Origin of the sequence: Vibrio sp. SCSIO 43136 (assembly GCF_023716565.1) — a bacterium.
Taxonomy (GTDB): domain Bacteria; phylum Pseudomonadota; class Gammaproteobacteria; order Enterobacterales; family Vibrionaceae; genus Vibrio.
On the sequence record NZ_CP071849.1, the window covers coordinates 566,679 to 593,003 of the forward strand.

Here is a 26,325-nt window from a genome sequence, read left to right on the forward strand (position 1 = left end):
TTTTTTATCGGGAAAAGAGTTTTTTGGGTGAAAACCCGGTCACCAACATGGTACCAACTAAAACCACGCTAGTGCCGATTAACGTGCTCATACCAATCGGCTCATCGAGTATCAAGTATCCCCACAAGATGCCAAAAATTGGGATCATAAAGGTAACAGTGAGCGTCGATGTAGGACCAATGCGCTCGACCAATCCAAAATAGAGTAAGAAAGCAATGCCGGTACAAATGACGCCCAGAGCAATTACAGATGAGATTTCTATCGCTGAAGGAACTGCTCTCATCGGAATGATAGCCAATAATGGCAGTAGCCAAATTGTTGCTGCCCACATGCTGCCGTGTGCATTGTTGAAAGAAGAGATGTTTGGGGCGATTTTAGTGTAATTGGTTGCCAGTCCGTAACAGCCTGCGGCTAATGCCCCTGCGACTAGGGGAAGAAGGTTTGCTGTTTCTGAGCCAGAGAAGTCTGGGCCAACAAGTATCGTGACGCCACAAATACCAAATGCCATGCCAAGTAAAGATTTAGGAGTGAGCGGGGTGCGGTGCCATAGGTAACCGATCAAGGCTCCCCACATAGGTGCAGTGGAGTTGAGAATCGAGAGTGTAGAAACTGTCAGACTTTGCGCAGCATAGCCAAAGAATAAGAAAGGCAAAGCACTATTAAATAGACCAAGCACCATAAAATGTCTCCAATGACGAGTGAACTCAAGTTTTCTCTTAAGGTAGATGGCGACGACAAGCAAGCTCAATGCTGCGAACCCCACTCGTGCTTCAACTAGAAATGCGGGGCCAAATGTATTGGCGGCGACCCGCATAAACAAAAAAGACCCACCCCAAATAGCAGCAAGTAATACTAGGCGTAAGAAACTAGAGAGATCCATTGAATTGTCCAAGTGGAGAAAAAGAGTGGTTAATTTGTCCTATTTGGCCCATATAGGCAATAAAAAACTGAATTTTTACCGGGCTAGCAATATACACGGCGCACGATGGGAGCAGGTCATATCAGTCTTAGAAGTTATTAATTATGCTAGAAATATTACAAATATTCGGTAGTATTGCCCGCCATCTGTGACGTGCATTTAGTGTTAATTATGTAGACTTCGGAATGCTAGGCCTTATTTTGAAAGCCACACCGACAATTCTATTGTTTAACCATACCTAACAGTTTACCCAATCTTTACCGTCTATTTAGGGCTAACCATGTTCAAAAAGCTATCTTTAAAGAATAAGCTGGCGCTTTCAGCAAGTGTGGCGATTCTTTCACTTGGAGCAATCAGTGAACTGATTTCGTTCCAAAGTTCTTTAAGTCGATTAGAAGTCGAGGTCGAGCAGCGCCTTCAAAGTACAACCACTGCATACAACCATTACGTATCAGATTGGCTACGTTCTAAGGAGCGAGCACTGGCTTCTATCCCAGCGAGTGTTGGAGATTCTCCAATCGTTCCTCACTTAGAGCAAATTCGAGACGCAGGCGCTTTTGACAATATCTTTTTGGCCTATCCCGACGGCAGCCAAAAGAACGCCAATGGGGTGACCCTTCCGCCAGGTAACGATGATCCACGCAAATGGGGTTGGTACACCAACGCTAAAGCGAAGCCTGGTCAAGTTTTTCTAGATAATCCTACCGTTGCAGCGGCGACGGGAGCGAATGTCGTGTCAATGGGCTTGTTAACTCGTGTTGGTCATCAAGATCTGGTACTTGGCGCTGATGTTGAGATCACTGATATTGTCCAAGGTTTAGATAAGGTAATTCTTCCGGGCGAGGGTTACATGTTTATCGCTAATAGCAGCGGTAATATCTATACTCACTCTGATGCCAAGCTTCTCAATCAGCCTTTGTCCAAACTTGGTATTGCATTTTCTGATGTACAAAAAGCGGCAGCAACTAATGATGAGCTTAAGGTAACGATCAAAGGCGATACGTACGTATTGTTTGCAAAACCAATTGGCAATACTAGCCTAATTACGGTTGCGATTATCGATGAGGGTTCACTGCTTGCGCCAATTTACAGTGCAATGTGGAGCCAATCTATTGCGACAATTATTGCCCTAGTCGTAGTGACCTTGCTGTTTAATTTACTGTGCTCAATTTTGTTCCGTCCATTGGCGAGTGTTTCTGATGCGCTGGCACAAATTGCTCATGGTAGTGGTGACCTAACTCAGCGTATTCCTGTTGTGAATAATGATGAGGTTGGGGCGCTAGCAAATAACTTTAATACGTTTGTTGAAAGCTTAAATACCCTGATTGGTAAGATTCGTTCACAAGCGACGGATCTAAAAGCACAAGCTGAAGTGGGTTCGGTGAGAACGAATCGTTCTGTATCTGAGTTGAATAATCAACATCAAGAAATCACTATGGTTGCAACTGCGGTAACAGAGATGGCTTCGGCAACTCAAGAGATCGCATCTCACGCCGAGCAAACGGCTCAAGCTGCGCAGAACTCATCAACCAGCACCAGTAATGGATTGGCGCTAGTGGTAGATACTAAAGCATCTATTAATAATCTTGCTGGCGAAGTCAACGAAACAGGTCGAGTAATTTCGGACTTGAGTCAGCATGCTAAAGAGATTGAAACAGTACTAGCAACTATCCAAGATATTGCAGAACAAACGAACCTGCTGGCGCTGAATGCGGCGATCGAAGCGGCGCGTGCGGGTGAGCAAGGTCGAGGCTTTGCGGTGGTTGCTGATGAAGTTCGCGTGCTTTCTCAGCGAACCCATTCCTCAACCGAAGAAATCAAGTCGACGATAGATACACTGCAAAATACCACCTCACAAGCGGTAGAATTGATGGATACCAGTTCTAAGCTGGCGCTTCATACTGTAGAAGATGCTGACAGAGCGGCGCAAGCGTTGGAGGAAATCAATAGTTCAGTTGCACTTATCACCGATATGGCCACTCAGATTGCTACAGCGGCGGAAGAGCAGACACATGTCACAGGTGAAATTACACAAAATGTCACCAGCAATAAAGATGTGACTGATCAACTCGTTGCGGGGGCACAAGAATCACTGTCGGATTCAGACTCTCTCAAGCATCAAGCGGATTCGCTGAGCCAAGACGTAGCAACGTTTAAATTAAGTTAACTGGAATGCCCTGCCGATGCAGGGCATTTTTTATCGAGTTAATTGTAAGTACGATATCAGGTACTAAGCGCCAATCAGCAGACAAATCAAGGAGCTCAAAATCATGAATACTTTGCGGCTTCTCAGCTCAAGCGCATAAGGCGATTGGGAAAAAATGACTACGGGTATACCCAAAATGCCTCGTGCAATAAACACTGATGAGATGAGATGAGATGAGATGAGATGAGATGAGATGAGAGCTAACAGAACCTTTCTATATGGAATTGTGACTGAGGTGATTACAGGACTCCATCCAATGAGAGCACATACAAATAATGCAGCAGCAATAAAGGCGGTGATTAATGCAGGGTAGTGACGGACCTGTTCGCTCATTGTGGCCATCTGTTCTCCTGCGCCAAAAAAGCGATACCAAGCCGGCCCACAAAAATAATCGCTACATGTATTAGCCCAGCGATGAAAGTAAGAGTTCCCGCCATGAGGTAATAGTGCATTTGCGCTCCTTGTCTACAAATAGGCCAGCTATTTTTGACCAATAGTGTTCTCTGACTAGCAAATGAATGGGGTTTTGTGAGTTGTTCGTAAGTATCTCATACCTATGATCCCCCAAGCTTAGGGTAAATAGCCTATTAATTCGAAATTCAATAGGTAAAAATATCATCACATTGATCGCAATACATACTGTGCGGACTGTAAAATAACCACTTGATTAAAAAAGACTAAAAATAGTGTTGACCAAAAAACTCAATGCGCTAAAGTACGCCCCGTTCCCGAGACAAAGGGAACACGAAGGCGTGTTGGCAGAGTGGCTATGCAGCGGATTGCAAATCCGTGGACCTCGGTTCGACTCCGGGACGCGCCTCCATTTGCGACACTAGCTCAGTTGGTAGAGCGCAACCTTGCCAAGGTTGAGGTCACGAGTTCGAACCTCGTGTGTCGCTCCAAATTTTGGAGTGTGGAACCTGTAAAGGTTCAGTGCTTAAAGATGGTGTCTAACCCATCGCAATAAAGAATTGCGTGCCCTGGTGGTGGAATTGGTAGACACAAGGGATTTAAAATCCCTCGACGTTCGCGTTGTGCCGGTTCAAGTCCGGCCCGGGGCACCATCTACAAAATAGAAAATTTGATGGATTCAAAATCCCTCGCCATTCACGATGTACCGGCCGAAATGTCGGACCATCAATTCCGGCCCGGGGCACCATCTACAAAATAGAAAATTTGGTGGATTTAAAATTCCTCGCCATTCACGATGTACCGGCCGAAATGTCGGACCATCAATACCGGCCCGGGGCACCATCTACAACAAATAATCGGTAAAAACCATTATTTAAGGCGTGTTGGCAGAGTGGCTATGCAGCGGATTGCAAATCCGTGGACCTCGGTTCGACTCCGGGACGCGCCTCCATTTGCGACACTAGCTCAGCTGGTAGAGCGCAACCTTGCCAAGGTTGAGGTCACGAGTTCGAACCTCGTGTGTCGCTCCAAATCAAAAGGCCCGATTCATTGAATCGGGCCTTTTTGCATGCATCTCTTGATTAAGGACAGGCACTTCTTAATTTTTAAGGACACACACCTTAAAAGGCTTCACTTCATTCGGGACAGGCGTCTCAGAGTAGCTATCTATTTCTTTTTTAAGGACATACACCTTAAATGGCTTCACTTTATTTGGGACAAGCGTCTCAAAGTAGCTTCGCAATAAGCATGTTAAAGGACAGACACCAAAAGAAATAGTGCTCTTAAAAGATCAAGGGTATGTACCCTGCCTAAGTCTAATCAATTTTGGTGGCCTGGCATAATCTCTTTCACGCAAATCTGGTAGATTTACTCATACGACGTATACGCTTCAAAAATAAACGTAGTTAGAACGCAGTACGAGTAACCAGCAAGTGCTGGCATTAAACGTAAGGTTAAGAAGAGATACTTATTCGAGAGAATAAAAGTGAATCTTGGACTTATTTAGTGCAGATTTTGCATGCTCTATCAGAGAAATACCACCGATTGCAGTGGCGTGCCGTTTCTCTAGTAGAGTGCAAGCACCTAACCATCGTTCTTGATTAATATTGAGTCGAACTAATATTGGAGGAATTGAACTGTGCATCGAGCATTTCCCAGCTCTCAGTTGCTTTGCGCTCCAATCAACTAACTCTAAATAATCAATGAGCCTAAACGGAAGGCCATCGAGGGAGGTGTTCGCTGAACCAACAAATGGGTGAAGGCACGGAGCAGTTTCAAGATTTTGCTGTAGTGCTTGGATTCGTGCACTTATTGAGGTGAAATCAGAGCTTTCTGGAGTCTTGGCGACCCCAGCACGTACTGGATTGAGATCAACATAAGCCATCGCAGCGGCAAGAGCTTTTTCATCTAATAGTGCTTGGCTCTTAAAGCGACTCTCCCAGAAATGCCCTGTGTAGTTATCTTCTTGGTTGGCTCGACAAGCAATGTCGTAGTTGAGTTCTTTCATAAACCAACTTAGCGACCACAAGCGTTCACGCCAAGACTCAATAATCTCCCAACATTTTAGCTCTTCTGCTTCACAAGAAAGTTGCTTTTTCTGCCACCTTTTAATCAGCGCAGGAAGTTTGTGTAGTAGTCCCCATCGCTCAACGACTTCACTTAAAGTAAGCGCACAAGCCTTGTCCCGATTGATGTGAAGAACCACGTGGAAATGGTTGCTCATCACAGCGTAAGCGCAAACATCAATACAGTATGTACGTGTAAGAGACAGAATTTTAGCTTCTATCCACGCCCTACGATGTTCATAGCTTTTATTGGTGAGTTCGTCGATTCCGCACAAATAGCTACGCCGAACACAGCGAGAAACGCAGTGGTAATAGGGTGTTGCATCTACTGAGATGAGGTTTTTTCTAGGTGTTGTCATAGTCGATAATAAGGAGGATTTTTGAGTAACGTAACAGCCTGCTTGGGATAGAAATGAGAGCAGTGGCGTTTTTGTTAGAAAATCAGTCTAGATTCATACTTTTGGTGTGTGTCCTGAATAGAGGAATGGGAGTGGTGGAAGTTCAGGGAATATTCGGTGTGTGTCCTCAAATAGGGGGACCGTCGTTATCTAAAAAAGCCCTGAATGAGTGAAGTGACCCCATAAAGTTGGACATTTCTGTTAAGCGGCTTGCAAGGCCTGATTTCGATATTCAATCGGAGTCAGGCCTTTTAGTTTTACCTTAATCCGCTTGGTGTTGTAATACTCGATATACTCTTCAATCTGCTCTATAAGATCGTTGGCATCATTAAATGATTGATTGTGGTACATCTCTGTCTTAAGCAGTGCGAAGAAGTTCTCTGCCACTGCATTATCTAAACAGTTCCCTTTTCTCGACATGCTCTGTGTTAACCCATTATCGGTAATTTTCTTCTGATATAACTGATGTCGATATTGCCAGCCTTGATCACTATGTATGATCGGTTTTGAGTGCTTATCCAGCTTCGAGATCGCTTCTGTTAGCATATCAGTCACAAGAGGCAATCGTGCGTTCTTGGCGACTTTATAAGCGACAACCTCTTGAGTAAACAAGTCAACCACTGGTGACAGATAGACTTTTTGGCCTTTTACTTTGAACTCAGTAACATCGGTTACCCATTTTTCATCTGGTTTAGTTGCCGTGAAGTCTCTTTCTAAGATATTTGGCGCACTTTTGCCTGTTTCCCCTCGATAAGAGCGATACTTCTTGGGTCTAACGGTTGATTTTAGACCTAGTTCTTCCATCAGTCGCTGGACCGTCTTGTGGTTTATTACGAACTCCAGCTTCTTTAACTCAAGGTGAATACGGCGGTACCCATACCGACCCTTATGCTCATGATAAATTGATTTAATTAACTCTCGTTCAATCGTATAGCTATCCGAGCGCTTACTCGCTTGTACTTGATAGTAGAACACACTTTTTGGCAGCTCGAGTGCTTGGAGCAAGTGTTTTAGTGGGTGTATTTCTCTGAGAGTTAGAGCAATTACCGTTTTTTCTTTATTTGACGGCGTCTCTTTTCCTGCTCTAACTCCTCTAACTTTTTTAGGACAGCATTCTCCGCTCTCAAGTACGCTAACTCCTCTTTCAGCTCCTCCAAAGTCTTATCATCATCGGATGTAATAGGATGTTGAGGTTGCTGTTTCATAAGAGGTCTGCCTACTTTCTGAGGCTCGAGCCCTTTAATACCTTGTTCTCTGTATCTTTTTAGCCAAACAGAGAGTGTTCCAGGGGTCGAGAGGTTTAAGAAGGCACTAGTGTGCGTCAGAGACCAGCCATTCGTCCACATTAAATTAATCGCTTCTAGCTTCGTTTTAGCCGTTGAAGCATGATTTGTGGGAAGAAAAGAGTTAGTACCATGAATAGCAAAGACTTGCGCCCAGTACCTAATTTGTCTAGAGGAAATGGAATATTCTTTAGCTAACAGGCGAGATGGCACACCACTTAAGCATTGCTTAGCAATGATGCACTTCAACTCACGACTATATTTGGACATAAAAGACCCCCAATAATTGGTGTCCAACTATTGGGGGTCAGTTCAGAGTGTCAGGGCTTTGGTTGTTTCGGTTTAGTGCGACTACATCTTTGTCAGGTACGTTACTAGCTCGAAGTATTGGTCTAGCGATTGGATGTTGTTTGTGACAACTAAGTACTTGTCGTTGACGATGACAGAAGGTACGCCGCGTAAGCCTGCGCTTTGGAAGGCTTTATCGAAGCGTTTTTGCATTGAGTCAACGTTGAAGCCTTTGTATGCACCATCAAACTTTTTACCGTCGATACCGTTATCAATGAAGAGCTGACGAATCGCCGCTTCGTCTTTTGGTGGTTGTTTGTAATCATGGATCTGGCGGAACATCACAGGGATCATTTTGTCCTCAACTTTTAGTGCAACCATGGTCGCATAAGCCTTAGACATTGGTAGGCCCATACTGCCACCCATGAAAGAAGGATGTACTTTTTGAACTTTTACGTTGGGATCTAGCTTAGTTTTTAACTGAGCAAAGATCGGTTCGAAGTCTTTACAGTGTGGGCAGTAAAAAGAGAAATACTCAGTAACGATAGGTTTGGACGATTTAGGTCCGTTCAGAACTTGGTAGTGATCACCTTCGTTAAATTTCGCTGCATGGGCTGATACTGCAAGCATTAGGCCTGCAAAAAGAGTGAATAGCTTTTTCATGTTGGTACTCCAAAATAATATTAAAAAATCAAATAGTTTGTTGATTTGAATATTTTGGAGGGCGGAACAGTGTTGAAGCTAACGAGGCGGTTTTTTCCGTCAAATCGTCAATATGTGGAGCGAAAGTGCTACTTGGTTGTGCAAAAGTCACAACAGGATTAGTTATCGGGGCTTTGGCAGGGCAACTGCTACACTGTGTGGTGGCCTGTGCGGCAGGCGCATGCTCCGCAGCAGCGGTATTTGCACAGATCTCTTCACTAATTGATTCGTTGAAGGTATAACCGATACCAACAACTAAAACGAACAGTAAAACTAGATACTTACCCATACAGAACGAAGTATTACCAAAGACTTACGCCATCATATCACTGACCTATCACCGAAACTAGTGCTAACGCCAATGCTATCAATTGCCTGATTGGTAAATAACAAAGCTGCTATATCCTACTACTCTTGAGCGGTGCTCTGTTAGTTCACCAGAGTTACTGTATTTAAGTTCCTCTATCTTAAAACTGTCATCTTTTATCATCTCAAGAAACGCATTGATGGCGGTAAATCCTAGCGCTCGCTTTTCATCAAGCTCAGGTGTTTTGGTCTCGATCATCTGTTTGGTTTGCTGATCAAAACCTATTGCCTCTTGGTACCGCAATGACTCACTCAAGTCACTGCATACAACCATTAATGTATCGCTGCCCCATAGAGGCTCAATGATTTGAGCTAGCCGATGGACTTGTATTTCTCCAACCAATATTGGAATGATTCTGGCATCCGGCAAGCAGGCATGAAGGAAGGGGAGTTGTAGCTCCAGGCTGTGTTCTGGGGCATGAACGGCGTCGGCGAAATGTGCTTCTGGATGTAGCGAAAGCGCACCGGTCGCATCGGTGTCGATTGGCACTTCACCCACCGGAGTAGAAAACTCTTTCGCACCCGATAAAACGATACCATCAAAATGAAAATGATGGCTCGCTCCAAGCAAAATGATGTTGCGATATACCTTTGGGCTGTACTTGATATAACGAAAGGCGCATGCCGCAACGTCACCTGAGTAATCGTAACCCGAATGAGGCACGATAATGGCACGAATGTTTTCAATGGCTGAAGCTGGCTCGCTCAACCATTGGTTCATTTGATCTATGAGTGTAGCAGGGCAGTTGGGGTAAAAATGCCCAGCGACACTTGGTGGTCGCACCTTCATCGAACATCCCTTGTTTTGATGATACTGGCAATAAGTATAGGAAATCGAGAAGGTTTTAGTGAGATGAATAGCCAATAAATGTTTTAAACCACCACATAGTCATTTTTGCCGGCATGTTTGGCTTGATACATAGCATCATCTGCGATGCGTAACGCTTGGGCAGGTTCAAGCAAGGAGCTGTTGTAAAAGTTAATACCGATACTGGCGGATAAGTTGTGTTCGATATCTTCTAACGTCGACATTTGGTCAAGTTTGAAGAGGTCTATGATTGATTCGACGAGTTGAATGGTTTGCTGGTCGCTATCAACAGAAGATATGTACACGGCAAATTCATCTCCCCCGATGCGTGCAATATCGTATTTCCCTAATTGTGGGTACGCTTCTAGGCAGGTAGATTTCAGTTTTTGTCCGAACTCGGCCAGTACGGTATCACCTTTGTCGTGACCATAGATATCGTTAATAGGCTTGAAGTTATCCAAGTCGATATAGACCAGTGCTGAACGCTTTGCTTTGTTGTTCACTGTGCTGTGATAGAGAACGGACAAAAATGCCGATCGGTTTGCAATACGAGTCAGCGAGTCTAAGTACGCTAAGGACTGAATGTCTTCTTTATGCATTTGCATCAAGTATTCATCGGACTTGGTCTGAAAGTTAACTAAAATCAAACACATACCGCACAATGCAGCTAAGGTAAGCACAAATCGAACTTCTACTGCTGGACTATAGTTGGTTGGCATGACATCCATATAACTGTCAAACACAAATACGGCTGAAATTGAGAGCAAAAATAGAGGAATAAGTCGTATGCCTACTCGAAATGGGATGATGAATATACTGATGGCGATAATAGGGTAAACCCAAAGTAATCCGGTATCTTCACGTCCACCTGTCCAAATCAACAGCCAAGAAAGTGAGTAAAGGATAAAATTAAGGCTGATGAGACCAGCCGTGCGATGCTTTCTCAATAGGAATATATTGGCGCTGCCCCAAATCACAAACCCCAACAGCAGGTTGGCAAGAAAATAGCTTTGGTTAATGTAGTTGAGAACGCTAAATAAGCTTAAAAAGAGCAGTCCAAATATGGTCAAACTATTGACCATCATGTCTTGTCGTCGTTGCCTATCTTGAACGACTTCAGCAAGTTTTTCAGCGATAAAACTGTGAGAAGAATGTGACACAATCGCCCTTTATTATTTAAGTCTTACAAGAATATTAGACAAATATGGGCTAAGTGGTGCGAAGTTAAAAGAGTAAACTATCAAAAAGATGAGTTAAAGCAAGTTTGTAAAAAGCACTTAGCCGTCAATAAGAACCGGTTGATGACCAAGTGCTTGGGGGGAATTGAAGATTAAGCAGTCGCTTGTTTTAGCGCTCGACGCTGTTTTGCTCCTAAAACAAAAGTTAATGCGAAAGCGATACCAAATGACAGCAACATACCGATAACGTAATAAGTGATGTTCTCTGGGCGAATCGAGATGATGCCAGGAAGACCTGCCGCACCTAATGCCTGTGCTTTTACGTTGAATACAGTGATAAATGCACTCGAAATTGCAGCGCCAATGATTGCGGCAATGAACGGGTAGCGTAGTTTCAGGTTAACACCAAACATTGCAGGCTCAGTGATACCTAGCAGCGCAGTTACACCAGATGGCATTGCAATGCCTTTTAGTTTGGTATCTTTTGTACTTAGGCCAACAGCAAGTGCAGCCGCACCTTGAGCAACGTTAGACATAGCAGCGATTGGGAAAATAAATGTACCGCCGGTGATTGCAATGTCAGCGAGCAACTGAGTTTCGATAGCGATGAAGCTGTGGTGCATACCAGTAATAACGAACGGTGCATAGATGAAGCCAAATAACGCACCACCAACGAAACCTGCAGAGTCATATAGCCAATTTAAGCCATCACCGAGCAAGAAGCCGATATCACGAGTGAATGGACCCACTAAAGTAAACGTTAAGAAGCCAGTGATGAAGATGGCAAGCATGGGTGTCAGCAGGTTATCAAGCACCGATGGGACAAATTTGCGTAGGCCATTTTCCACCTTTGCCAAAATGAATGCAGAAACAAGGACAGGCAGAACCGAACCTTGGTAACCCACTTTTTGAATCTCAAAGCCAAAAATATTCCAAACGGGGATGCTTCCTGCCACACTTGCGCCGCCAAAGCCCCAACCATTTAGCAGATCTGGGTGAACCATGAGCATGCCTAGTGCCGCTCCCAAGAATGGGTTGCCTCCAAACTTCTTAGATGCCGAAAATGCCAATAAAACAGGAAGATAAACGAAAGGAGCATTGGCGAAAGTATTGATCATGTTGGCGAGATCCGCCATACCAGGGTATGCCTCTATCAGTGACTGTCCTTCGATGAACAAGCCCTGCGCAGTGAGTAAGTTAAATACCCCCATCAATAGACCGCCAGCGACAATGGCCGGGATGATTGGAACAAAGATGTCTGACAATCCTTTTACTGCTCGTTGCAGTATGTTCTGTTTTTCTGCGCCTGCTGACGCAACTTCGCTGGTACTCATTTCAGACATACCAGTGAGCTTCGCCATTTCTGCATGAACTTGGTTAACAATGCCTGAGCCAAATATAATTTGGTATTGACCAGCCACCTTAAACTGACCTTTAACACCATCCAGATCACCAATCGCTTCTTCGTCGATTAATGATTCGTCTTTCAGGGCAAGACGTAGGCGAGTGGCACAGTGTGCAAGAGCGTGTATGTTTTCTTTGCCACCAAGTAACTCCAGCAAGCGAGCGGCAACTTTAGGGTAATCCATGTTTATCTCCAGAACTCATTTTATTTTCGGGAACGTTTGCAAAATGGATTCTTAACTTAGATGCTCGTTTCGTCAAAATTTATTGGCCATATTGTGAAATTGATCGGTATTTATTTTTATTTTGTATGCGAATCACCAGTCTTAGGAGATTTCCTATCGAGGAAAAAGCGGATAAAATTGCAAACAATCCCAATAATCGACAAGGAATACGCTGTAATGGCGAGTTTGCATGACGTGGCACTGTTGGCTGGTGTGTCTAAATCGACCGTCTCCCGAGTGATAAATGATGAATATGGCGTAAAAGAAGCTACAAAAGTTAAGGTGCGAAAGGCGATAGATGAGTGTGGCTATCTACCGAATCAGGTCGCAAAGGACTTAAAGTCACAAAAAACGAATTTGGTGGGTGTGATTGTTCCTAGGGTCGCATCGAATGCCTCAGGGCAGGGTATAGATGGATTGAGTCATGTCTTTGAGACTTGTGGGAAGCATGTTTTGCTGGCAAATAGCCAACTAGACTATCGGAAAGAAATTGATTTTATTCAGCTATTTAACCAAAAACGTGTTGAAGGGATCATTTTGTATGCGACCCATATTGATGCTCAGCTGGTAGATGCGATTAAGTTGTCCCGTGTTCCCGTCGTCCTTGTGGGACAAGATGGTTCTTTGTTTGGTGTACCGAGCGTCATTCATGATGATGTGAGAGTGGGCTTTAGAGCAGCGTTGCGCCTGGTACAAGCAGGGGCCAAAAACATTGGTTTTATTGGGGTAACTAGCCAAGACATAGCGGTTGACCAGCTCCGTTATCAAGGGCTCTCGCAGGGAATGCAGCACGCAGGACTTGGTGAGCCATTGTTCCACAGTCGAGGTGAGTTTGCGATTGATTCGGGTAAGCAGCAAGTGCTTGAGCTTATCAAGCAGTATCCGGACTTAGACGGTTTGTTTTGCGCAACTGACCGAATTGCGATAGGTGCTATTCAAGGTCTTAGTGAAGCAGGCAAGCATGTCGGTAAAGAGGTCAAGGTGCTTGGTGTGGGGGATGATGAGTTGGCGTGTGTGGTTTCTCCACAGTTGTCTACTTTTAACTATCCTTTTGATAAGGCGGGAGAAATGGCTGCTAAAGTATTGCTCGAGTTGATAGAAGGCAAGCCGCAGATCATGAGCAAGCACGTACTTTCCTTTACCGAAGTGGATAGGCAGACTTGCAAATCAAGTTAGGTTTATCCGGTAGTTAGACTTGCTCGATTGGGGGGTATTTTTCTGTCCATGCCCCTCTTTTAACGACATCTGACTTGAAACTTGAGCAATAATTATCTATCTTGCAAACGTTCCCGAAAATATTTACTTAAGGCAGTCACATGAATCAAGAGCACATTTTGTCCCTTTGTGGTGGGGAAGACAATCTAACCAGAGTCCTGATTGATGGTGATTCAGTGACCATCGAAGTTACTGACCTGTCTCTTAGTCAGTTTGCTATCGAGCAGTGTGACCTAGCATTAAATCAATATACTTTTGCCGCAGAAGAGAAACCTGACCAAACGGTTTGTGCTGCGTTAGGGCGTGTTATCGAATCAAACCAGCGCAAGAAGCTCTTGGGTGTCACAACTCCAGTAGAGAGCAATCATCGTCCAACTTGGCATGTATCACCGCCTCAAGGTCTGCTTAATGATCCCAATGGATTCATTTTGCATGATGGCATTTATCACCTGTTTTATCAGTGGTCTCCATTTGAGTGTTTGCACAAAGATAAATACTGGGCCCATCTGACCAGCTCCGATCTTGTTAACTGGGCATGGCAACCTGTGGCATTAACCCCAAGTGATTGGTTTGACAGTCATGGTGTGTTTTCAGGACATGCACTTAGTGTGGGCGATGAACTGAAGCTGTTTTACACGGGCAATGTTCGTATTGGACCAGAAAGAAAAAGGCTAACCTCTCAATGTGTAGCGACATCGAATGATGGCGTTATATTTGAAAAACAAGGCACGGTGATCGCTATGCCTCCGCAAGGCGTCACGGAGCATATTCGTGACCCCAAAATAGTGCCTTATCAAGACCACTACCGAATGCTTTTAGGGGCACAAACCGAAGGGCTACAAGGGCGCTTAGCTATCTACCGATCTGATGACCTTCAAGATTGGCACTACATGGGATTGATGGGGCAAGAGTTTGGCGATCTAGGTTACATGTGGGAGTGCCCAGACATGTTCACTCTTGGCGAGCAGGAATTTGTTGTCATTGGCCCTCAAGGAATTGAATCCTCGAGTGAGTACCATACGATCCCCCATCATAATGGGATTGCCAAAGGTGTGTGGGTAGGTGATGAAAAGCTAGTACTCTCGGGTTTTGAACACCTAGACCATGGTTTCGATTTCTATGCGCCGCAAACGGCAATGACAGAGTCAGGCGAGCGAGTGATGAGCGGCTGGATGGGACTACCTGATGAAGTCGACCATCCAAGTGCGGATGATGGTTGGGTACATCAATTGACGGCCCTTCGTAGCCTTTCGTTTGAGTCGGGTAAGCTTCGCCAACGTCCATTTTCTGGCTATGAGCAGTTGCGCCAAGGAAAAATGCATTTCGAAGATGGTCAACTTGATGTCGGTACTAAGAGTTTCGAGCTTAAGATCACTTTGGAGTGGGGCAGTGAACTTAAGCTGTTTGATAACCGTCACCACCATTTATCCATCAGACTGGATGAGTCTACCCACACCTTACTTCTAGATCGAAGCCAAACACTATTGAGGGACGGGGATACTGTGCGTGAACTAAAACTCGAACCCCATCCAGTTGAGCTTACCATCTTAGCCGATACCTCTAGTGTAGAAGTGTTCATCAATGACGGTGAATACGTAATGACATCAAGAGTATTCACCCCAACAGATGCAACGAACATATCTGTATCAGATGAGTTTAAAGATGCCACCTTGTGGAAATTAGCCCCCGCAAGCGAACCCTTTAAGGCGTAACATATCGCTAACAAGCGGCCGTTTATTGGCCGCTTGTTTATGAATATAGCTCTAGTGTCTCTCTGATTAATCCCTCGGCGCAAAGGGATATCTCACTCCCGCATTCTCCAAAATAGTATCCATCACTTTCATGGTGTTGATAGTCGCCGTTGGGCTCATGTTGTCACTCGTGGTTTGCCCTTCAATTAAACATTGATGAACTTCATCGACTTGATATTCAAATCCACTTGCTCGCTGAGGTAAATGTTTGGTGATCGGAGTTTGGTTGATTTTGCTCAGTGTTGCTTTGGATGCATCCCAAAAACAGCCATCGACAACGATTTTCCCTTCTGTCCCATGGATTTCAAATCGATTCTCTAGCTCTGCGAGAAACGTACAGGTAAATTGACTTGTAATTTGGCCATAGTCGAGCAGGACACTGCATTTCTCATCGACACCCGTATCACCTACTACGACCGATGAATGAACGTTAACGGGCTCTTTTTCAATAATGAACTGGGAGAGGGCGATACAATATACCCCAGTATCCAACATGGCACCGCCTGCGAGATCAAGGCTAAATAAACGGTCGGTTTCATCTTTGGGCGGTTTAAAACCAAAGCTTGAATTAAGAGTAACCAATTCCCCAATTTCGCCATCGCTTACCCATGCCTTTACCTGCTGCCAGATAGGCAAAAAGCGAGTCCATAACGCTTCCATTAAGAAGGTTTGCTGCTCATTCGCTAAGGAAAACAGTGCTTCACTCTGTTTTGCTGTAACTGTTAACGGCTTTTCACACAAAACCGCCTTTTTGTGGTTTAGGCAGGCTTTAACGGTATCGAAGTGGTAGCGATGCGGACTGGCAATGTAGATGGCATCAATCTCTGGGCTTTCAATAAGCGTCTGATAGTCTTCAAAAACGGTGGGAATTTGATATTGATTGGCAAATTCTTCAGCTCGGCGTTTATCTCGGCTAGCAACGCCTTGCAAATAGCCATCGCCAATGTCGGCAAAGCCTTGTGCGAAACGGTTGGCGATACGACCTGGAGCGATGATCCCCCAACGAATTTTTGCTTGCATGCATTCATCCTTATTGCATTCTGCTTACGAAACTCACGCCATTGTAAATCTGAATATACTTTGTCGTACCGATGTAACTCACATCTCGGTAAGAAATAAAAAAAGCCCCTTGAAACAGTTGCTTCAAGGGGCTTTTATTCACGGTTTATCTATTAGCTAAGTAGTTCTTTCGCAGTGTCTACGACATTCTCAACGGTAAAGCCAAACATCTTGAACAACTCGCCTGCAGGTGCAGACTCGCCAAATGTTGTCATACCGATGATACGGCCATCAAAGCCAACATACTTGTACCAGTAATCGGCAATACCCGCTTCAATAGCAACACGTGCAGTGACATCAGATGGTAGAACTGACTCACGGTATTCTACGTCTTGCTTATCGAATGCATCGGTTGATGGCATTGAAACAACACGTACTTTTTTGCCTTCTTGTGTCAGTTGCGCTGCTGCATTCACTGCAAGCTCTACTTCAGAACCTGTCGCAATAAGAATAAGCTCAGGCTTGCCTTCACAATCTTTCAGGATGTATGCACCTTTAGCAACATTTGCCAGTTGCTCTGCGTCACGCTCTTGCTGCGCAAGGTTTTGACGGGAGAAAATCAGTGCCGTCGGGCCGTCTTTACGCTCAATCGCCAGTTTCCAAGCAACTGCAGATTCAACTTGGTCACATGGACGCCATGTGCTCATGTTTGGTGTGACGCGAAGTGAAGCAATTTGCTCAACAGGCTGGTGGGTAGGGCCATCTTCACCTAGACCGATAGAGTCGTGGGTGTACACTTGGATGTTCTGTACTTTCATCAGAGCAGCCATGCGCATTGCGTTACGAGCGTACTCCATGAACATTAGGAATGTTGCACCGTAAGGGACAAAACCACCATGAAGTGCGATACCGTTCATGATCGCTGTCATACCGAATTCACGAACACCATAGTGGATGTAGTTGCCTGAGAAATCAGTCGCTTCTAGAGATTTAGAACCCGACCACATCGTTAGGTTAGATGGTGCAAGGTCGGCAGAACCGCCCATGAACTCAGGCAGCATTTCACCAAAGGCTTCTAATGCGTTTTGAGAAGCTTTACGTGACGCAATGTTTGCTGGGTTTGCTTGTAGATCTGCAATGATTTGGCTTGCTTTCTCTTCCCATTGCGCTGGTAGGTCACCGTTTACGCGTCGTTTGAACTCTGCGGCAAGTTCTGGGTGAGCTGCTGCATACGCAGCAAACTTCTCGTCCCACGCTGCTTCCTTCTCTGCGCCAGCTTCTTTCGCTGACCACTGCGCATAAACGTCTTGCGGAATTTCAAACGGACCGTGCTCCCAACCTAAAAACTCTCGTGCTGCTGCAATTTCTTCGTGACCTAGTGGTGCACCGTGACAATCGTGTGAACCAGATTTGTTTGGAGAACCGAAACCGATAACGGTTTTAGTACAAATCAGAGTAGGGCGAGGGTCTGCTTTCGCAGCAATGATAGCAGCGTTGATTGCTTCAGGATCGTGTCCATCTACCGCTGGGATAACGTGCCAGCCGTATGACTCAAAGCGTTTAGGCGTGTCGTCTGAGAACCAGCCTTCTACATGACCATCAATTGAGATGCCGTTGTCATCCCAGAATGCGATCAGTTTGCCAAGGCCAAGCGTACCTGCAAGAGAACAGGCTTCGTGCGAGATGCCTTCCATCAGACAGCCATCTCCTAGGAAGGCATAAGTGAAGTGATCTACGATGTCGTGATCTGGTTTGTTGAACTGAGCAGCCAGCGCTTTCTCAGCCATCGCCATACCAACAGCGTTGGTGATGCCTTGACCAAGAGGACCAGTGGTGGTCTCAACGCCCGGTGCGTAACCATATTCTGGGTGGCCTGGCGTTTTAGAGTGCAATTGACGGAAGTTTTTCAGATCGTCAATAGAAAGCTCGTAACCGCTTAGGTGCAGCAAAGAGTAGATAAGCATAGAGCCGTGTCCATTAGACAGTACAAAACGGTCACGGTCAGCCCACTCTGGGTTGCTTGGGTTGTGGTTAAGGTGAGAGCGCCAAAGCACTTCTGCAATATCTGCCATACCCATAGGTGCTCCTGGGTGACCTGAGTTTGCTTGTTGCACCCCATCCATGCTCAAAGCACGAATAGCATTCGCCAAATGTTTACGATCCATAATAGTTTCCAGTTTTCCGAACTTTTAAAAATTAGTGGGTTAAAGCGGAAGGCTCTAACCCTAAATAGTGGTTATCGCGAGCTGAACTTACAGCTTAGCTTCGATCATCGCTTCTAGCTTGCCTTGGTCGACAGCGAAATTACGGATGCCTTCTGCTAGCTTTTCAACAGCCATTGGGTCTTGGTTGTGATCCCATAGGAATTGAGCGTGAGTCATAGGCTCTGGGCGCTCAGATTTGTCTGCCGTCGCAACCAGTTTTGCCTCCACTTCGCCTTGAGCTTCTTCTAGCTCAGACAGTAGTGCAGGTGCGATAGTTAGGCGGTCACAGCCCGCTAGCTCAAGAATTTCTCCGATGTTACGGAAGCTTGCACCCATAACGACAGTTTCATAGCCGTGTTGCTTGTAGTAGTTATAGATTTTAGATACTGACAACACACCTGGGTCTTCAGCTGCTTCAAAATCACGACCTTCTTTCGCTTTGTACCAGTCCATAATACGGCCAACAAATGGAGAAATTAGGAATACGCCTGCTTCCGCACAAGCACGAGCTTGGGCAAATGAGAATAGAAGCGTTAGGTTACAGTTAATACCTTCTTTCTCTAGGATTTCTGCGGCACGAATACCTTCCCAAGTTGATGCTAGCTTGATAAGGATACGGTCGTTAGAAATACCAGCATCGTTATACATCTTAATCAGTTGACGAGCCTTAGCCACGCTGCCTTCAGTGTCGTAAGAAAGACGGGCATCAACTTCGGTCGAAATACGGCCAGGGATGGTGGTTAGGATTTCTTTACCGATGTTAACTGCCAGCATGTCACAAGCATCTTGTACTTGCTGCGCTTTATCGTCACTTTGACCTTTAGCGTACGCAATCGACTGATCGATAAGAGGGGCATAAGCTTCAATTTGAGCGGCTTTCAAAATAAGCGAAGGGTTGGTCGTTGCATCTTCTGGCTGATATTTCTTAATCGCATCGATCTCCCCGGTGTCTGCAACAACAGTGGTTAGTTTGCGTAGTTGTTCTAGCTTATTGCTCATTCTGTAATTCCTATGTTGGGCTATGGCTTGGTCCGACATCATGTGGGAGTGTGCAAGCAGTAAAGATAGTGTAGTAATCCCCCAGAAAAATTCTGGGCAATTGCTCAAGTTGTTTTATCCAACTGAACCTATGTGGTGAGCATCCGTTCAATTGGTGAGTAAATGATGTCTCATGTTTAACGTAATTGGGCCTAAAGGCAAAGGGTAAACTTTGTTTAAAGTGACGGCTATCAACCTTTTTCTAAGCCTTGATGGGTATAAACGTTTGCGTGAATTTGGCGGGTCATTTTGGTTATGCAAAACCAAGGTATGTGAACCGTGAACATGTGTAACGCTAATGAGCAAATGTTTAGACTGGCAGCACTTGTTTAGGTACTATTAGCGGGTTTAGCAATGCCGTCAGGAAGAGAGCGACAATGAATACTCAAGACACCAATGTCGAAAATAGCGATCTGCTTACCGAGATCGCTGTGGCTTATTACCAACAAGGGGCAACTCAAGAAGAGATCTCAAAGAAGTTTGCTATCTCCCGTGCCAAAGTTGGTAGATTATTGAAGCAAGCCAGAGATGAAGGCATTGTTGAAATTACGGTTAAGTATCACCCTGTATTTAGCGCTCAGATTGAACAGCGATTAGTGGAACGCTTTGGGGTGAAGCGTGCTCTGGTGGCGCTCGACCAAGCGGATGAAGAAGCACAAAGATTGCAAGTGGCGGGATTGGTTTCTAATTACCTCAGTAGCAGCCTTAAAAATGGCAATGTTGTTACCGTTGGACAGGGGAGAAATGTTTCGGCTGTCGCCCACCATGTTGGGGTTATCACGCCAAAAGAAGTGAAGTTTGTCTGTGGTATCGGAGGAATACACCCAAGAGGCGGTATGTTTAACGCAGACCACATTTGCCGCCAATTGGCGAAAAAGTATGGCGGTACATCAGAAACGCTTTATGCGCCAGCTTATGCGGAAAACAAAGAGCAGAAGATGGCCTTTATGCAAAATGGGACAGTCAAACAAACATTGGATCTTGCACGTAAAGCGGATGTCGCTTTGGTTGGCATCGGTGACATGAGTGAAAACAGCTATATGGTTGATCTTGGTTGGTTCACTCCAGATGAGGTGGTGCAATCTCGTTTACATCAAGGAGTCGTTGGAGACTTTGCCGGCTACGACTTTTTTGATATTTCAGGCAGGGCGGCGAATACCGTAATGAGTGACCGAGTGATTGGTTTGGGCATCGAAGAGTTTCGCCCAATTGCTGAAGTCATCGCTATTGCTGCGGAAAATAGCAAGCCACTTGCCTTATTAGGTGCTTTAAGGACAGGCGTCATTGATGTTATCGCAACCTCAGTGAGTAATGCGCTTACCGTGCTAAACCTCGACGAACAAATGAACGCCGTAGAAGGGCAATAATTAGGCCGTGCTGGCCTATTACATGGCTTTAGTTAAAGCAGCGTAGAAGATGGTTAAATCTTGCTGCAAGTGGCCTGCGTCTTTTATGCACTAGTGACAGCGTTTCTGTCAGTTGTGATTTAGCAGGATAGATATAGAGCTCATCTATTTTATCAAATGCCTCCACGGCGGTTTGTGGTAGTACTGTGAAACCCAACCCTTGAGAAACAGGCAGTAAGATTTGGTGCAATTGGTTGATATAGCCGTGAATTGGAACTTGTTGCGTTTCTAAAGCCGCAAAGGGCTCATCAACACTTTTGGCAAGATATTTAGCGAGATAGTGTCGACAATCGGGGTGATCGATAACACCAAGTTGAGTCAGTGTCTCTGGCGATAAGTCTTGGTTGCGGAACGCTTTCGGTAACACGAGACACAATGTCTCCTCACCGATCACCTGGGCATCAAAAAGTTGTGAGTCGACTTGCTCTGCGACAATACCGACATCAAGCAAACCAGCCTTTATGTCACTCAATATCTTACGGCTAGGCGCAACTTCCATATGGAAGTTAAGTTCGGGAAACTGACCTTGGATCTGAGTGAGTCGTGGGTAGAGCTTGAGCGCCATAGCCCCCGAGCAGCCGATTTTACAAGTGCCCTTATTAGGGTCATCTTCTTTTAGCCCAGAGAGTAGTTCAGTTTCGAAAGCTTGTTGTTGTTTGGCATACTCATAGACAGCTTGGCCTTGCTCGGTGAGGTCGAACTCTTTGCCATCTCGGATCAAAAGATCACAGCCACAGGCTTGTTCAAGCTTTTTAATATGCTGGCTAACCCCTGGTTGGGTCATGTACAGGGCTTCCGCCGTGCGAGTGAAGTGTCCTAGTTCAACTAGTTTGATGTAGGTGGTCAGCCAAGTAGTGTTGAGCATCGCATAACAATCCGTTATTGAAAGTTCAATAACGGATAATTATATGTTCCAAATTTAGTGAGGTAAATCGTTAAGCTTGCGGTCTTGCGTTAGGTGGAGCATCGGTAACGTTTGGTTGGCGTACTAGGTGTTGGAATAGTACCGCCCGAAGCTGAGGCAGTGTCATTGGTTTTGCGTAGTAATAACCTTGGTACAAATCACAATCGAACATTCTTAACTGGTGGACATGGCCTTCACATTCAACTCCCTCTGCAACCACTTCTCGGTCAAAGTTTTTGGCAATTGAGATGATGTTTTGAACCATTCTTAGCGCCTTTTCGTCGGTAAGGATTTCATCGATAAAGCTCTTGTCGATTTTGATCTCATCGAACGGCAGTTCACCTAACATAGATAGAGAAGAGTACCCGGTACCAAAGTCATCTAAGGAAATACGAATACCGAGCTCTGCGAGCTGATTGAAAAGGGGTTTGACGGATTCGAGATCCTCAATAAATAAGTTCTCGGTCAATTCCAAGGTCAAATAGTTATTCTCGTAATTAGTGGCTTTCAATGTCTTAAGCAGCTTCTCAAGGAAGTCGCGTTGCACAATTTGTCTGACCGAGATATTGATGGCGGTATGGAAGCGGTAATTCAACTCGGTCTGTAGGCCTTTCATATCACTGAGAGCGATCTCTAGTACCAGATCTCCAAGCTCTGGCATCATGCCACAAGATTCAGCAATAGGAATAAATTGATCAGGTGGCACAAACCCAAGTTCTTTATCTTCCCAGCGAACTAGGGCTTCTACGCCGTGAAGCTCACCTTTTCTATTTAGCTGTGGTTGATAGGCCAAATAGAGTTCTTTTTTGGCGATTGCACGACGAAGCTTCTGCTCAATCTGAATTTCTTTTAGATAGGCTTGCTGCAATGTCGGGGTAAAGAAAGCATGAGCATTTCTTTTCTCTTTGGCCTGATACATGGCGATATCGGCACAACGCAATAACTCGTCGAGTGTTTTACCTTGCTTTGGATATTGGGTGATACCAATGCTACATCCGAGAATAAAGCTAAATTTATCAACGTAATACGGCTGAGCTAACGTGCTAAGGATATTCTTAGCATAGTCTTCGATGCGGTCTTTATAAGCATCAGGGATAATAACGACAAACTCGTCACCACTTTCACGAATCAATACCATGTCTGATTCGATTTCACCTTCTATGCGCAAAGCGATTTGGTTCAGAACCTTGTCACCTGTTTCATGACCTGCACTGTCATTGACTCGCTTGTAATGGTCCATGTCGATGTATAACAGGGTAAAGGGTGCTCGCTTGTCACCAAACCAACGGTGTTGTTTGTCGCGCAGAAAATGGCGGTTAGGTAGCCCAGTTAGTGGGTCGTGATGCGCTTGATACAAAAGCTCTTCTACACGAAGTGTCTCGTTACGATGAATCGAGCGAATCGAGAGGTAGAAAACCGCCTGTAAAACGATAAACACTGCAATGTAAGGAATGATTGAGACAACAAACTCATACCAAATATGACTTCGCGAAATTTGAGCAAATGCCCACATATTATATCTTGGTAAGAATTTAACCGTCGTTGTCGTCGGTTCTAGCCCGAACTGGTTCCGATACCCCATGTTAGCGGTAACAGGGGAACTACTGCTTTTTACTTGTTTTAGAGATAGTCCATTGGTGACGGCGATATTCTCAAGTACGGCATTTACTTCATCACTATCGAGTAGATCTGCATAGGTTACAGGGGCGTCCTTTCCTGTGACATATTGGTAGTAGTAGTCGCTGCGCAGTAGGCCAATAAGCTGTTCGTTGTGGCCATGCAAATCGATATTAAATAGGCTAGATTGGTCTAGCTTCAGACCAGCGGTCATCACGGCGATCGTTTCACCATGGTCATTTCGAATCGCTTTACGAACAGGCATCATGACTTGGTCTAAGTCATTTTTGTAGTAAGAACGCCCAACCACCATTTTGTAGCTGTTGACCGCATCGAGAAAGGAATCTCTAGTGTGTTTTTGTTTTAACAGGTTGCTTTGAGACTGACTATCAATATTCGAGCTGGTTAAAAGCACATCGCCTTCAGGAGACACTAAACCAAAGGCAGAGATGTTACTGTTGAGTTCAAGCAAGCTAGCCAGCCAGCGCTCTTTAGCAGACGTTGCCATGTCCGTTTCAAGCAACAAGCGCTCTGCTATCATGTCGAGCATCATTTCTTGGTTATCAAGTAATGATTGAGTTCCACTAGAAAACAGTTCAATGGCATTGTACTGCTCGTCTTTGTGTAACTTATCGACATTTAAAAACTGCTGCCAAATCGTAAATAAAAACAGCCCAGTACTAAACAGTACTAGGAAGCGGTATAACATCCAGATGTTTTTCTTGAAATGGGCCATGAACTTCCTGTTAGCCTTGCGAGAGCTGCTCTTTTTATTATCCTTGTATACTCAGTTAAGTCACGTAACCGCTCTAAGTCTACTATCTCCATTGTGAGACTTATCAAAAAATACTATAAAAATAAGCTCATTGGTACGCTTTAGTTATATCAAAAGCATTGTATGCAAACTTCGTCACTATCTCAGACCCAAGTAGCCACAATTAAGCGTATGATAGTTGGGGATATTCCAACTAAGTGGGTACAGGACTAAATTGGTCTGTAGCCCACTTAAGGCTATTTACTTATTTATCGGTAAGGCTTGGTCTTGTCCCCATTCTGCCCACGAACCATCGTAGACAGCCAGCTTGGTATATCCTGCCTGGTGCGCTGCCAATATAAGAATAGCGGCTGTCACCCCAGAACCACAGCTTGCGATGATTCTTTGCGATAAGGTAATTTCTAGTTGGTCAAATAGATGCGCTAACTCTTGTGGCGTTTTAAGGTGGTCACCATTAAGCACTGTTGCGTATGGAAGTGAAAGCGAGTTAGGGATGTGACCACTGCGAAGACCTTTGCGAGGCTCCGGCACTTGTCCATAAAAACGGGCTTTGGCACGTGCATCGAGAATTGTCCAAGAGCTTTGGCCCGAGGCGAATAGAACTTTGTCGCTATCTGCAAACCATGGTGGTTGGAAATTAGCAACAAAGTCACCGTTTTTATCGTTTGGTGCAGACAAGTTGGCAGTGGTTTTATAGCCACAATTGACCCAAGCTTTGATCCCTCCGCTTAGCACTTTCACCTTGTCGTGACCAAAACACTTAAACATCCACCAAGCCCTTGGTGAGGCGTATGTTCCCGTGTCGTCGTAAACGATGATTTCACTGTCCTGATTGATGCCCATTTGTTGCATTCGTCGCTCGAACTTTTCCGCGCTAGGCAACATATGAGGTAGTGTGCTGTCTTCATCGCTAATATCTTGGTCATAGTCAAATCGTTGTGCAGTGGGGATATAACCCACAGAAGCTTTTTCAGGTGCGCCTGGCACGAGAATGTCCAAGCTAGCGTCTAAAACAACAAGATTAGAGTCATTAATATGAGCGGCGAGCCAATCGGCAGTAACGATTTCAGTCATAGAAGTTCCTTAAGACCTAACGGTTTGGCATTTTATGAGCTGTAGGCGATCATTTTGGCCAAACAAGGTGGATATGGGTTGTAGGGTGGCAATATCACCAGCTTCACAGCGAGCGTTCGGGTCGATATTTAGCCTTAGATGCTCGCCTTGATGAGAAAATGTGATGTAGTGGCGATGGCCATCAAGTGATTGGGTAACGATTCTTTGTTCGACAGTGACTCGAATTGGATCAGGGGCCGCTGTTGAATTAGTCCTGCCAGTAAGTAGGTAAAGCAAGACGATACCTGAGATAAGAAGCGTGATTGCTTTGAGTATCGTCTGCATTGATTTTTCCTACTGGCTGCAAGTTGGGCAGTTTGGCAGCTTCGCCAGCTTCATTTCTCGCCAACTCATGCTCATGGCATCAAGGATCAATAGTTTACCTTCTAGAGTCGTGCCCATGTTGGCAAGCACCTTGATACACTCTAGCGCTTGTGTCGCACCGATAATGCCGACCAGAGGTGCCATCACACCCGCTTCAACGCAGGTCAGTGCTTGAGCTCCAAACAAAGCACTCAAGCACTGGTAGCAAGGGGCATCATCAAGATAGGTGAAGACACTTACTTGTCCTTCCATGCGAATAGCAGCGCCACTGACAAGCGGAGTCTTATGCTGATAACAAAGTGCGTTGAGTTGGTTGCGAGTATCTACATTATCGGTGCAATCGAGCACAATGTCGTGTTCAGCCACTAGCTCTGCCAACTCTGATTGGTCGCACTTTTTATTGATAGCCACTAAGTTCAGGTAGGGATTTAACTGCTCCAATGCTAACTTGGCAGATTCCACCTTGGGCAAGCCAACGGTTTTATCATGATGGAGGACTTGGCGTTGCAAGTTAGACAGTTCCACCTGGTCGAAGTCGACCAGTGTCATGTGCCCTATACCCGCAACGGCTAGATATTGCGACGCCGCACATCCAAGACCACCTGCACCTATAACCAATACTTTGGCCTGTTTTAATGCTTCCTGACCTTCAAAGTCAAATTGCTTTAATATGATTTGGCGGTTGTAGCGAAGCATCTCTTGGTCAGACAAAATTTCCATCGCAAG

At 45.1% G+C, this 26,325-nt stretch carries 22 protein-coding genes and 5 tRNA genes; 9 read left to right on the plus strand and 18 right to left on the minus strand.

What is annotated here, in order from left to right; genetic code table 11:
• Nucleotides 1-4: 4 nt before the first annotated feature.
• On the minus strand, nucleotides 5-880 hold the full coding sequence (locus tag J4N39_RS17255; protein ID WP_252026213.1) for a DMT family transporter: 876 nt from the start codon (nucleotides 878-880) through the stop codon (nucleotides 5-7).
• A gap of 319 nt (nucleotides 881-1,199) precedes the next feature.
• Between J4N39_RS17255 and J4N39_RS17260 the strand changes: the two genes are divergently transcribed.
• Nucleotides 1,200-3,086, plus strand: coding sequence for a methyl-accepting chemotaxis protein (locus J4N39_RS17260; protein ID WP_252026215.1), 1,887 nt, complete (start codon nucleotides 1,200-1,202; stop codon nucleotides 3,084-3,086).
• Between the two features lie 63 nt (nucleotides 3,087-3,149).
• On the opposite strand, the gene J4N39_RS17265 is transcribed toward J4N39_RS17260, so the two are convergent.
• A complete protein-coding gene (locus tag J4N39_RS17265) occupies nucleotides 3,150-3,467 on the minus strand; it encodes a hypothetical protein (RefSeq protein ID WP_252026217.1) in 318 nt (105 codons plus the stop codon).
• A 407-nt stretch (nucleotides 3,468-3,874) separates the two neighbouring features.
• Here J4N39_RS17265 and J4N39_RS17270 point away from each other — a divergent pair.
• From J4N39_RS17270 to J4N39_RS17290, 5 genes are all read left to right on the plus strand, one after another.
• Nucleotides 3,875-3,948: transfer RNA gene (locus J4N39_RS17270), tRNA-Cys, on the plus strand.
• 3 nt (nucleotides 3,949-3,951) lie between these two features.
• Nucleotides 3,952-4,027 (plus strand) — tRNA-Gly (locus J4N39_RS17275).
• Between the two features lie 75 nt (nucleotides 4,028-4,102).
• Nucleotides 4,103-4,189 (plus strand) — tRNA-Leu (locus J4N39_RS17280).
• Nucleotides 4,190-4,414: 225 nt separating this feature from the next.
• A tRNA-Cys gene (locus J4N39_RS17285) sits at nucleotides 4,415-4,488 on the plus strand.
• A 3-nt stretch (nucleotides 4,489-4,491) separates the two neighbouring features.
• Nucleotides 4,492-4,567, plus strand: a tRNA-Gly gene (locus tag J4N39_RS17290).
• A gap of 437 nt (nucleotides 4,568-5,004) precedes the next feature.
• Here J4N39_RS17290 and J4N39_RS17295 read toward each other — a convergent pair.
• The 8 genes from J4N39_RS17295 to J4N39_RS17330 form a co-directional block, all read right to left on the minus strand.
• Nucleotides 5,005-5,961, minus strand: a complete 957-nt coding sequence (locus J4N39_RS17295; protein ID WP_252026219.1) for a transposase — start codon at nucleotides 5,959-5,961, stop codon at nucleotides 5,005-5,007.
• Nucleotides 5,962-6,201: 240 nt separating this feature from the next.
• Nucleotides 6,202-7,044, minus strand: coding sequence for an IS3 family transposase (locus J4N39_RS17300; protein ID WP_353505632.1), 843 nt, complete (start codon nucleotides 7,042-7,044; stop codon nucleotides 6,202-6,204).
• A complete protein-coding gene (locus J4N39_RS17305) occupies nucleotides 7,044-7,553 on the minus strand; it encodes a helix-turn-helix domain-containing protein (protein ID WP_252018614.1) in 510 nt (169 codons plus the stop codon). The genes J4N39_RS17300 and J4N39_RS17305 overlap by 1 nt, the downstream gene beginning before the upstream one ends.
• Nucleotides 7,554-7,634: 81 nt before the next feature.
• A complete protein-coding gene (locus tag J4N39_RS17310) occupies nucleotides 7,635-8,234 on the minus strand; it encodes a thiol:disulfide interchange protein DsbA/DsbL (RefSeq protein WP_252026221.1) in 600 nt (199 codons plus the stop codon).
• Between the two features lie 28 nt (nucleotides 8,235-8,262).
• Complete coding sequence (locus J4N39_RS17315) at nucleotides 8,263-8,562, minus strand: hypothetical protein (protein ID WP_252026223.1); 300 nt, start codon at nucleotides 8,560-8,562, stop codon at nucleotides 8,263-8,265.
• 78 nt (nucleotides 8,563-8,640) lie between these two features.
• On the minus strand, nucleotides 8,641-9,360 hold the full coding sequence (gene amrB / locus J4N39_RS17320; RefSeq protein ID WP_252026225.1) for an AmmeMemoRadiSam system protein B: 720 nt from the start codon (nucleotides 9,358-9,360) through the stop codon (nucleotides 8,641-8,643).
• Nucleotides 9,361-9,512: 152 nt separating this feature from the next.
• On the minus strand, nucleotides 9,513-10,607 hold the full coding sequence (locus tag J4N39_RS17325; RefSeq protein WP_252026227.1) for a GGDEF domain-containing protein: 1,095 nt from the start codon (nucleotides 10,605-10,607) through the stop codon (nucleotides 9,513-9,515).
• Nucleotides 10,608-10,777: 170 nt separating this feature from the next.
• Nucleotides 10,778-12,214: a sucrose-specific PTS transporter subunit IIBC gene (locus tag J4N39_RS17330; RefSeq protein ID WP_252026229.1), complete on the minus strand. Its 1,437-nt coding sequence runs from the start codon at nucleotides 12,212-12,214 to the stop codon at nucleotides 10,778-10,780.
• Between the two features lie 216 nt (nucleotides 12,215-12,430).
• Between J4N39_RS17330 and J4N39_RS17335 the strand changes: the two genes are divergently transcribed.
• Together J4N39_RS17335 and J4N39_RS17340 are read left to right on the plus strand one after the other, a co-directional pair.
• Entirely contained in the window at nucleotides 12,431-13,429 is a 999-nt protein-coding gene (locus J4N39_RS17335; protein ID WP_252026231.1) for a LacI family DNA-binding transcriptional regulator, read from the plus strand.
• Nucleotides 13,430-13,569: 140 nt separating this feature from the next.
• The gene (locus J4N39_RS17340) at nucleotides 13,570-15,180 is read left to right on the plus strand and encodes a glycoside hydrolase family 32 protein (RefSeq protein WP_252026233.1); all 1,611 of its coding nucleotides are present in this window, start codon (nucleotides 13,570-13,572) and stop codon (nucleotides 15,178-15,180) included.
• 66 nt (nucleotides 15,181-15,246) lie between these two features.
• Here J4N39_RS17340 and J4N39_RS17345 read toward each other — a convergent pair whose 3' ends face one another.
• The 3 genes from J4N39_RS17345 to tal form a co-directional block, all read right to left on the minus strand.
• Nucleotides 15,247-16,239: a Gfo/Idh/MocA family protein gene (locus J4N39_RS17345; protein ID WP_252026235.1), complete on the minus strand. Its 993-nt coding sequence runs from the start codon at nucleotides 16,237-16,239 to the stop codon at nucleotides 15,247-15,249.
• A gap of 152 nt (nucleotides 16,240-16,391) precedes the next feature.
• On the minus strand, nucleotides 16,392-18,383 hold the full coding sequence (gene tkt / locus J4N39_RS17350; RefSeq protein WP_252026237.1) for a transketolase: 1,992 nt from the start codon (nucleotides 18,381-18,383) through the stop codon (nucleotides 16,392-16,394).
• Nucleotides 18,384-18,470: 87 nt separating this feature from the next.
• A complete protein-coding gene (gene tal, locus J4N39_RS17355; protein ID WP_252026239.1) occupies nucleotides 18,471-19,421 on the minus strand; it encodes a transaldolase in 951 nt (316 codons plus the stop codon).
• 416 nt (nucleotides 19,422-19,837) lie between these two features.
• On the opposite strand from tal, the gene J4N39_RS17360 reads away from it, so the two are divergent.
• Entirely contained in the window at nucleotides 19,838-20,827 is a 990-nt protein-coding gene (locus tag J4N39_RS17360; protein ID WP_252026241.1) for a sugar-binding transcriptional regulator, read from the plus strand.
• Nucleotides 20,828-20,855: 28 nt separating this feature from the next.
• Here the strand turns inward: J4N39_RS17360 and J4N39_RS17365 are convergent, their stop codons facing one another.
• From J4N39_RS17365 to moeB, 5 genes are all read right to left on the minus strand, one after another.
• Nucleotides 20,856-21,731: a LysR family transcriptional regulator gene (locus tag J4N39_RS17365; RefSeq protein ID WP_252026243.1), complete on the minus strand. Its 876-nt coding sequence runs from the start codon at nucleotides 21,729-21,731 to the stop codon at nucleotides 20,856-20,858.
• A 70-nt stretch (nucleotides 21,732-21,801) separates the two neighbouring features.
• Complete coding sequence (locus J4N39_RS17370) at nucleotides 21,802-24,123, minus strand: bifunctional diguanylate cyclase/phosphodiesterase (RefSeq protein WP_252026245.1); 2,322 nt, start codon at nucleotides 24,121-24,123, stop codon at nucleotides 21,802-21,804.
• Nucleotides 24,124-24,402: 279 nt separating this feature from the next.
• Nucleotides 24,403-25,236, minus strand: coding sequence for a 3-mercaptopyruvate sulfurtransferase (sseA, locus tag J4N39_RS17375; protein ID WP_252026247.1), 834 nt, complete (start codon nucleotides 25,234-25,236; stop codon nucleotides 24,403-24,405).
• Nucleotides 25,237-25,245: 9 nt separating this feature from the next.
• On the minus strand, nucleotides 25,246-25,560 hold the full coding sequence (locus tag J4N39_RS17380; protein ID WP_252026249.1) for a hypothetical protein: 315 nt from the start codon (nucleotides 25,558-25,560) through the stop codon (nucleotides 25,246-25,248).
• A 9-nt stretch (nucleotides 25,561-25,569) separates the two neighbouring features.
• Entirely contained in the window at nucleotides 25,570-26,319 is a 750-nt protein-coding gene (gene moeB, locus J4N39_RS17385; RefSeq protein ID WP_252026251.1) for a molybdopterin-synthase adenylyltransferase MoeB, read from the minus strand.
• Nucleotides 26,320-26,325: the final 6 nt, after the last annotated feature.

Excerpts from the sequence above, each read along its gene's own strand:
- J4N39_RS17255 (WP_252026213.1), bottom strand. The coding sequence starts at position 880 with ATGGATCTCTCTAGTTTCTTACGCCTAGTATTACTTGCTGCTATTTGG.
- J4N39_RS17260 (WP_252026215.1), top strand. The coding sequence starts at position 1,200 with ATGTTCAAAAAGCTATCTTTAAAGAATAAGCTGGCGCTTTCAGCAAGT.
- J4N39_RS17265 (WP_252026217.1), bottom strand. The coding sequence starts at position 3,467 with ATGGCCACAATGAGCGAACAGGTCCGTCACTACCCTGCATTAATCACC.
- J4N39_RS17295 (WP_252026219.1), bottom strand. The coding sequence starts at position 5,961 with ATGACAACACCTAGAAAAAACCTCATCTCAGTAGATGCAACACCCTAT.
- J4N39_RS17305 (WP_252018614.1), bottom strand. The coding sequence starts at position 7,553 with ATGTCCAAATATAGTCGTGAGTTGAAGTGCATCATTGCTAAGCAATGC.
- J4N39_RS17310 (WP_252026221.1), bottom strand. The coding sequence starts at position 8,234 with ATGAAAAAGCTATTCACTCTTTTTGCAGGCCTAATGCTTGCAGTATCA.
- J4N39_RS17315 (WP_252026223.1), bottom strand. The coding sequence starts at position 8,562 with ATGGGTAAGTATCTAGTTTTACTGTTCGTTTTAGTTGTTGGTATCGGT.
- amrB (WP_252026225.1), bottom strand. The coding sequence starts at position 9,360 with ATGAACCAATGGTTGAGCGAGCCAGCTTCAGCCATTGAAAACATTCGT.
- J4N39_RS17330 (WP_252026229.1), bottom strand. The coding sequence starts at position 12,214 with ATGGATTACCCTAAAGTTGCCGCTCGCTTGCTGGAGTTACTTGGTGGC.
- J4N39_RS17335 (WP_252026231.1), top strand. The coding sequence starts at position 12,431 with ATGGCGAGTTTGCATGACGTGGCACTGTTGGCTGGTGTGTCTAAATCG.
- J4N39_RS17340 (WP_252026233.1), top strand. The coding sequence starts at position 13,570 with ATGAATCAAGAGCACATTTTGTCCCTTTGTGGTGGGGAAGACAATCTA.
- J4N39_RS17345 (WP_252026235.1), bottom strand. The coding sequence starts at position 16,239 with ATGCAAGCAAAAATTCGTTGGGGGATCATCGCTCCAGGTCGTATCGCC.
- tkt (WP_252026237.1), bottom strand. The coding sequence starts at position 18,383 with ATGGATCGTAAACATTTGGCGAATGCTATTCGTGCTTTGAGCATGGAT.
- tal (WP_252026239.1), bottom strand. The coding sequence starts at position 19,421 with ATGAGCAATAAGCTAGAACAACTACGCAAACTAACCACTGTTGTTGCA.
- J4N39_RS17360 (WP_252026241.1), top strand. The coding sequence starts at position 19,838 with ATGAATACTCAAGACACCAATGTCGAAAATAGCGATCTGCTTACCGAG.
- J4N39_RS17365 (WP_252026243.1), bottom strand. The coding sequence starts at position 21,731 with ATGCTCAACACTACTTGGCTGACCACCTACATCAAACTAGTTGAACTA.
- J4N39_RS17370 (WP_252026245.1), bottom strand. The coding sequence starts at position 24,123 with ATGGCCCATTTCAAGAAAAACATCTGGATGTTATACCGCTTCCTAGTA.
- sseA (WP_252026247.1), bottom strand. The coding sequence starts at position 25,236 with ATGACTGAAATCGTTACTGCCGATTGGCTCGCCGCTCATATTAATGAC.
- J4N39_RS17380 (WP_252026249.1), bottom strand. The coding sequence starts at position 25,560 with ATGCAGACGATACTCAAAGCAATCACGCTTCTTATCTCAGGTATCGTC.
- moeB (WP_252026251.1), bottom strand. The coding sequence starts at position 26,319 with ATGGAAATTTTGTCTGACCAAGAGATGCTTCGCTACAACCGCCAAATC.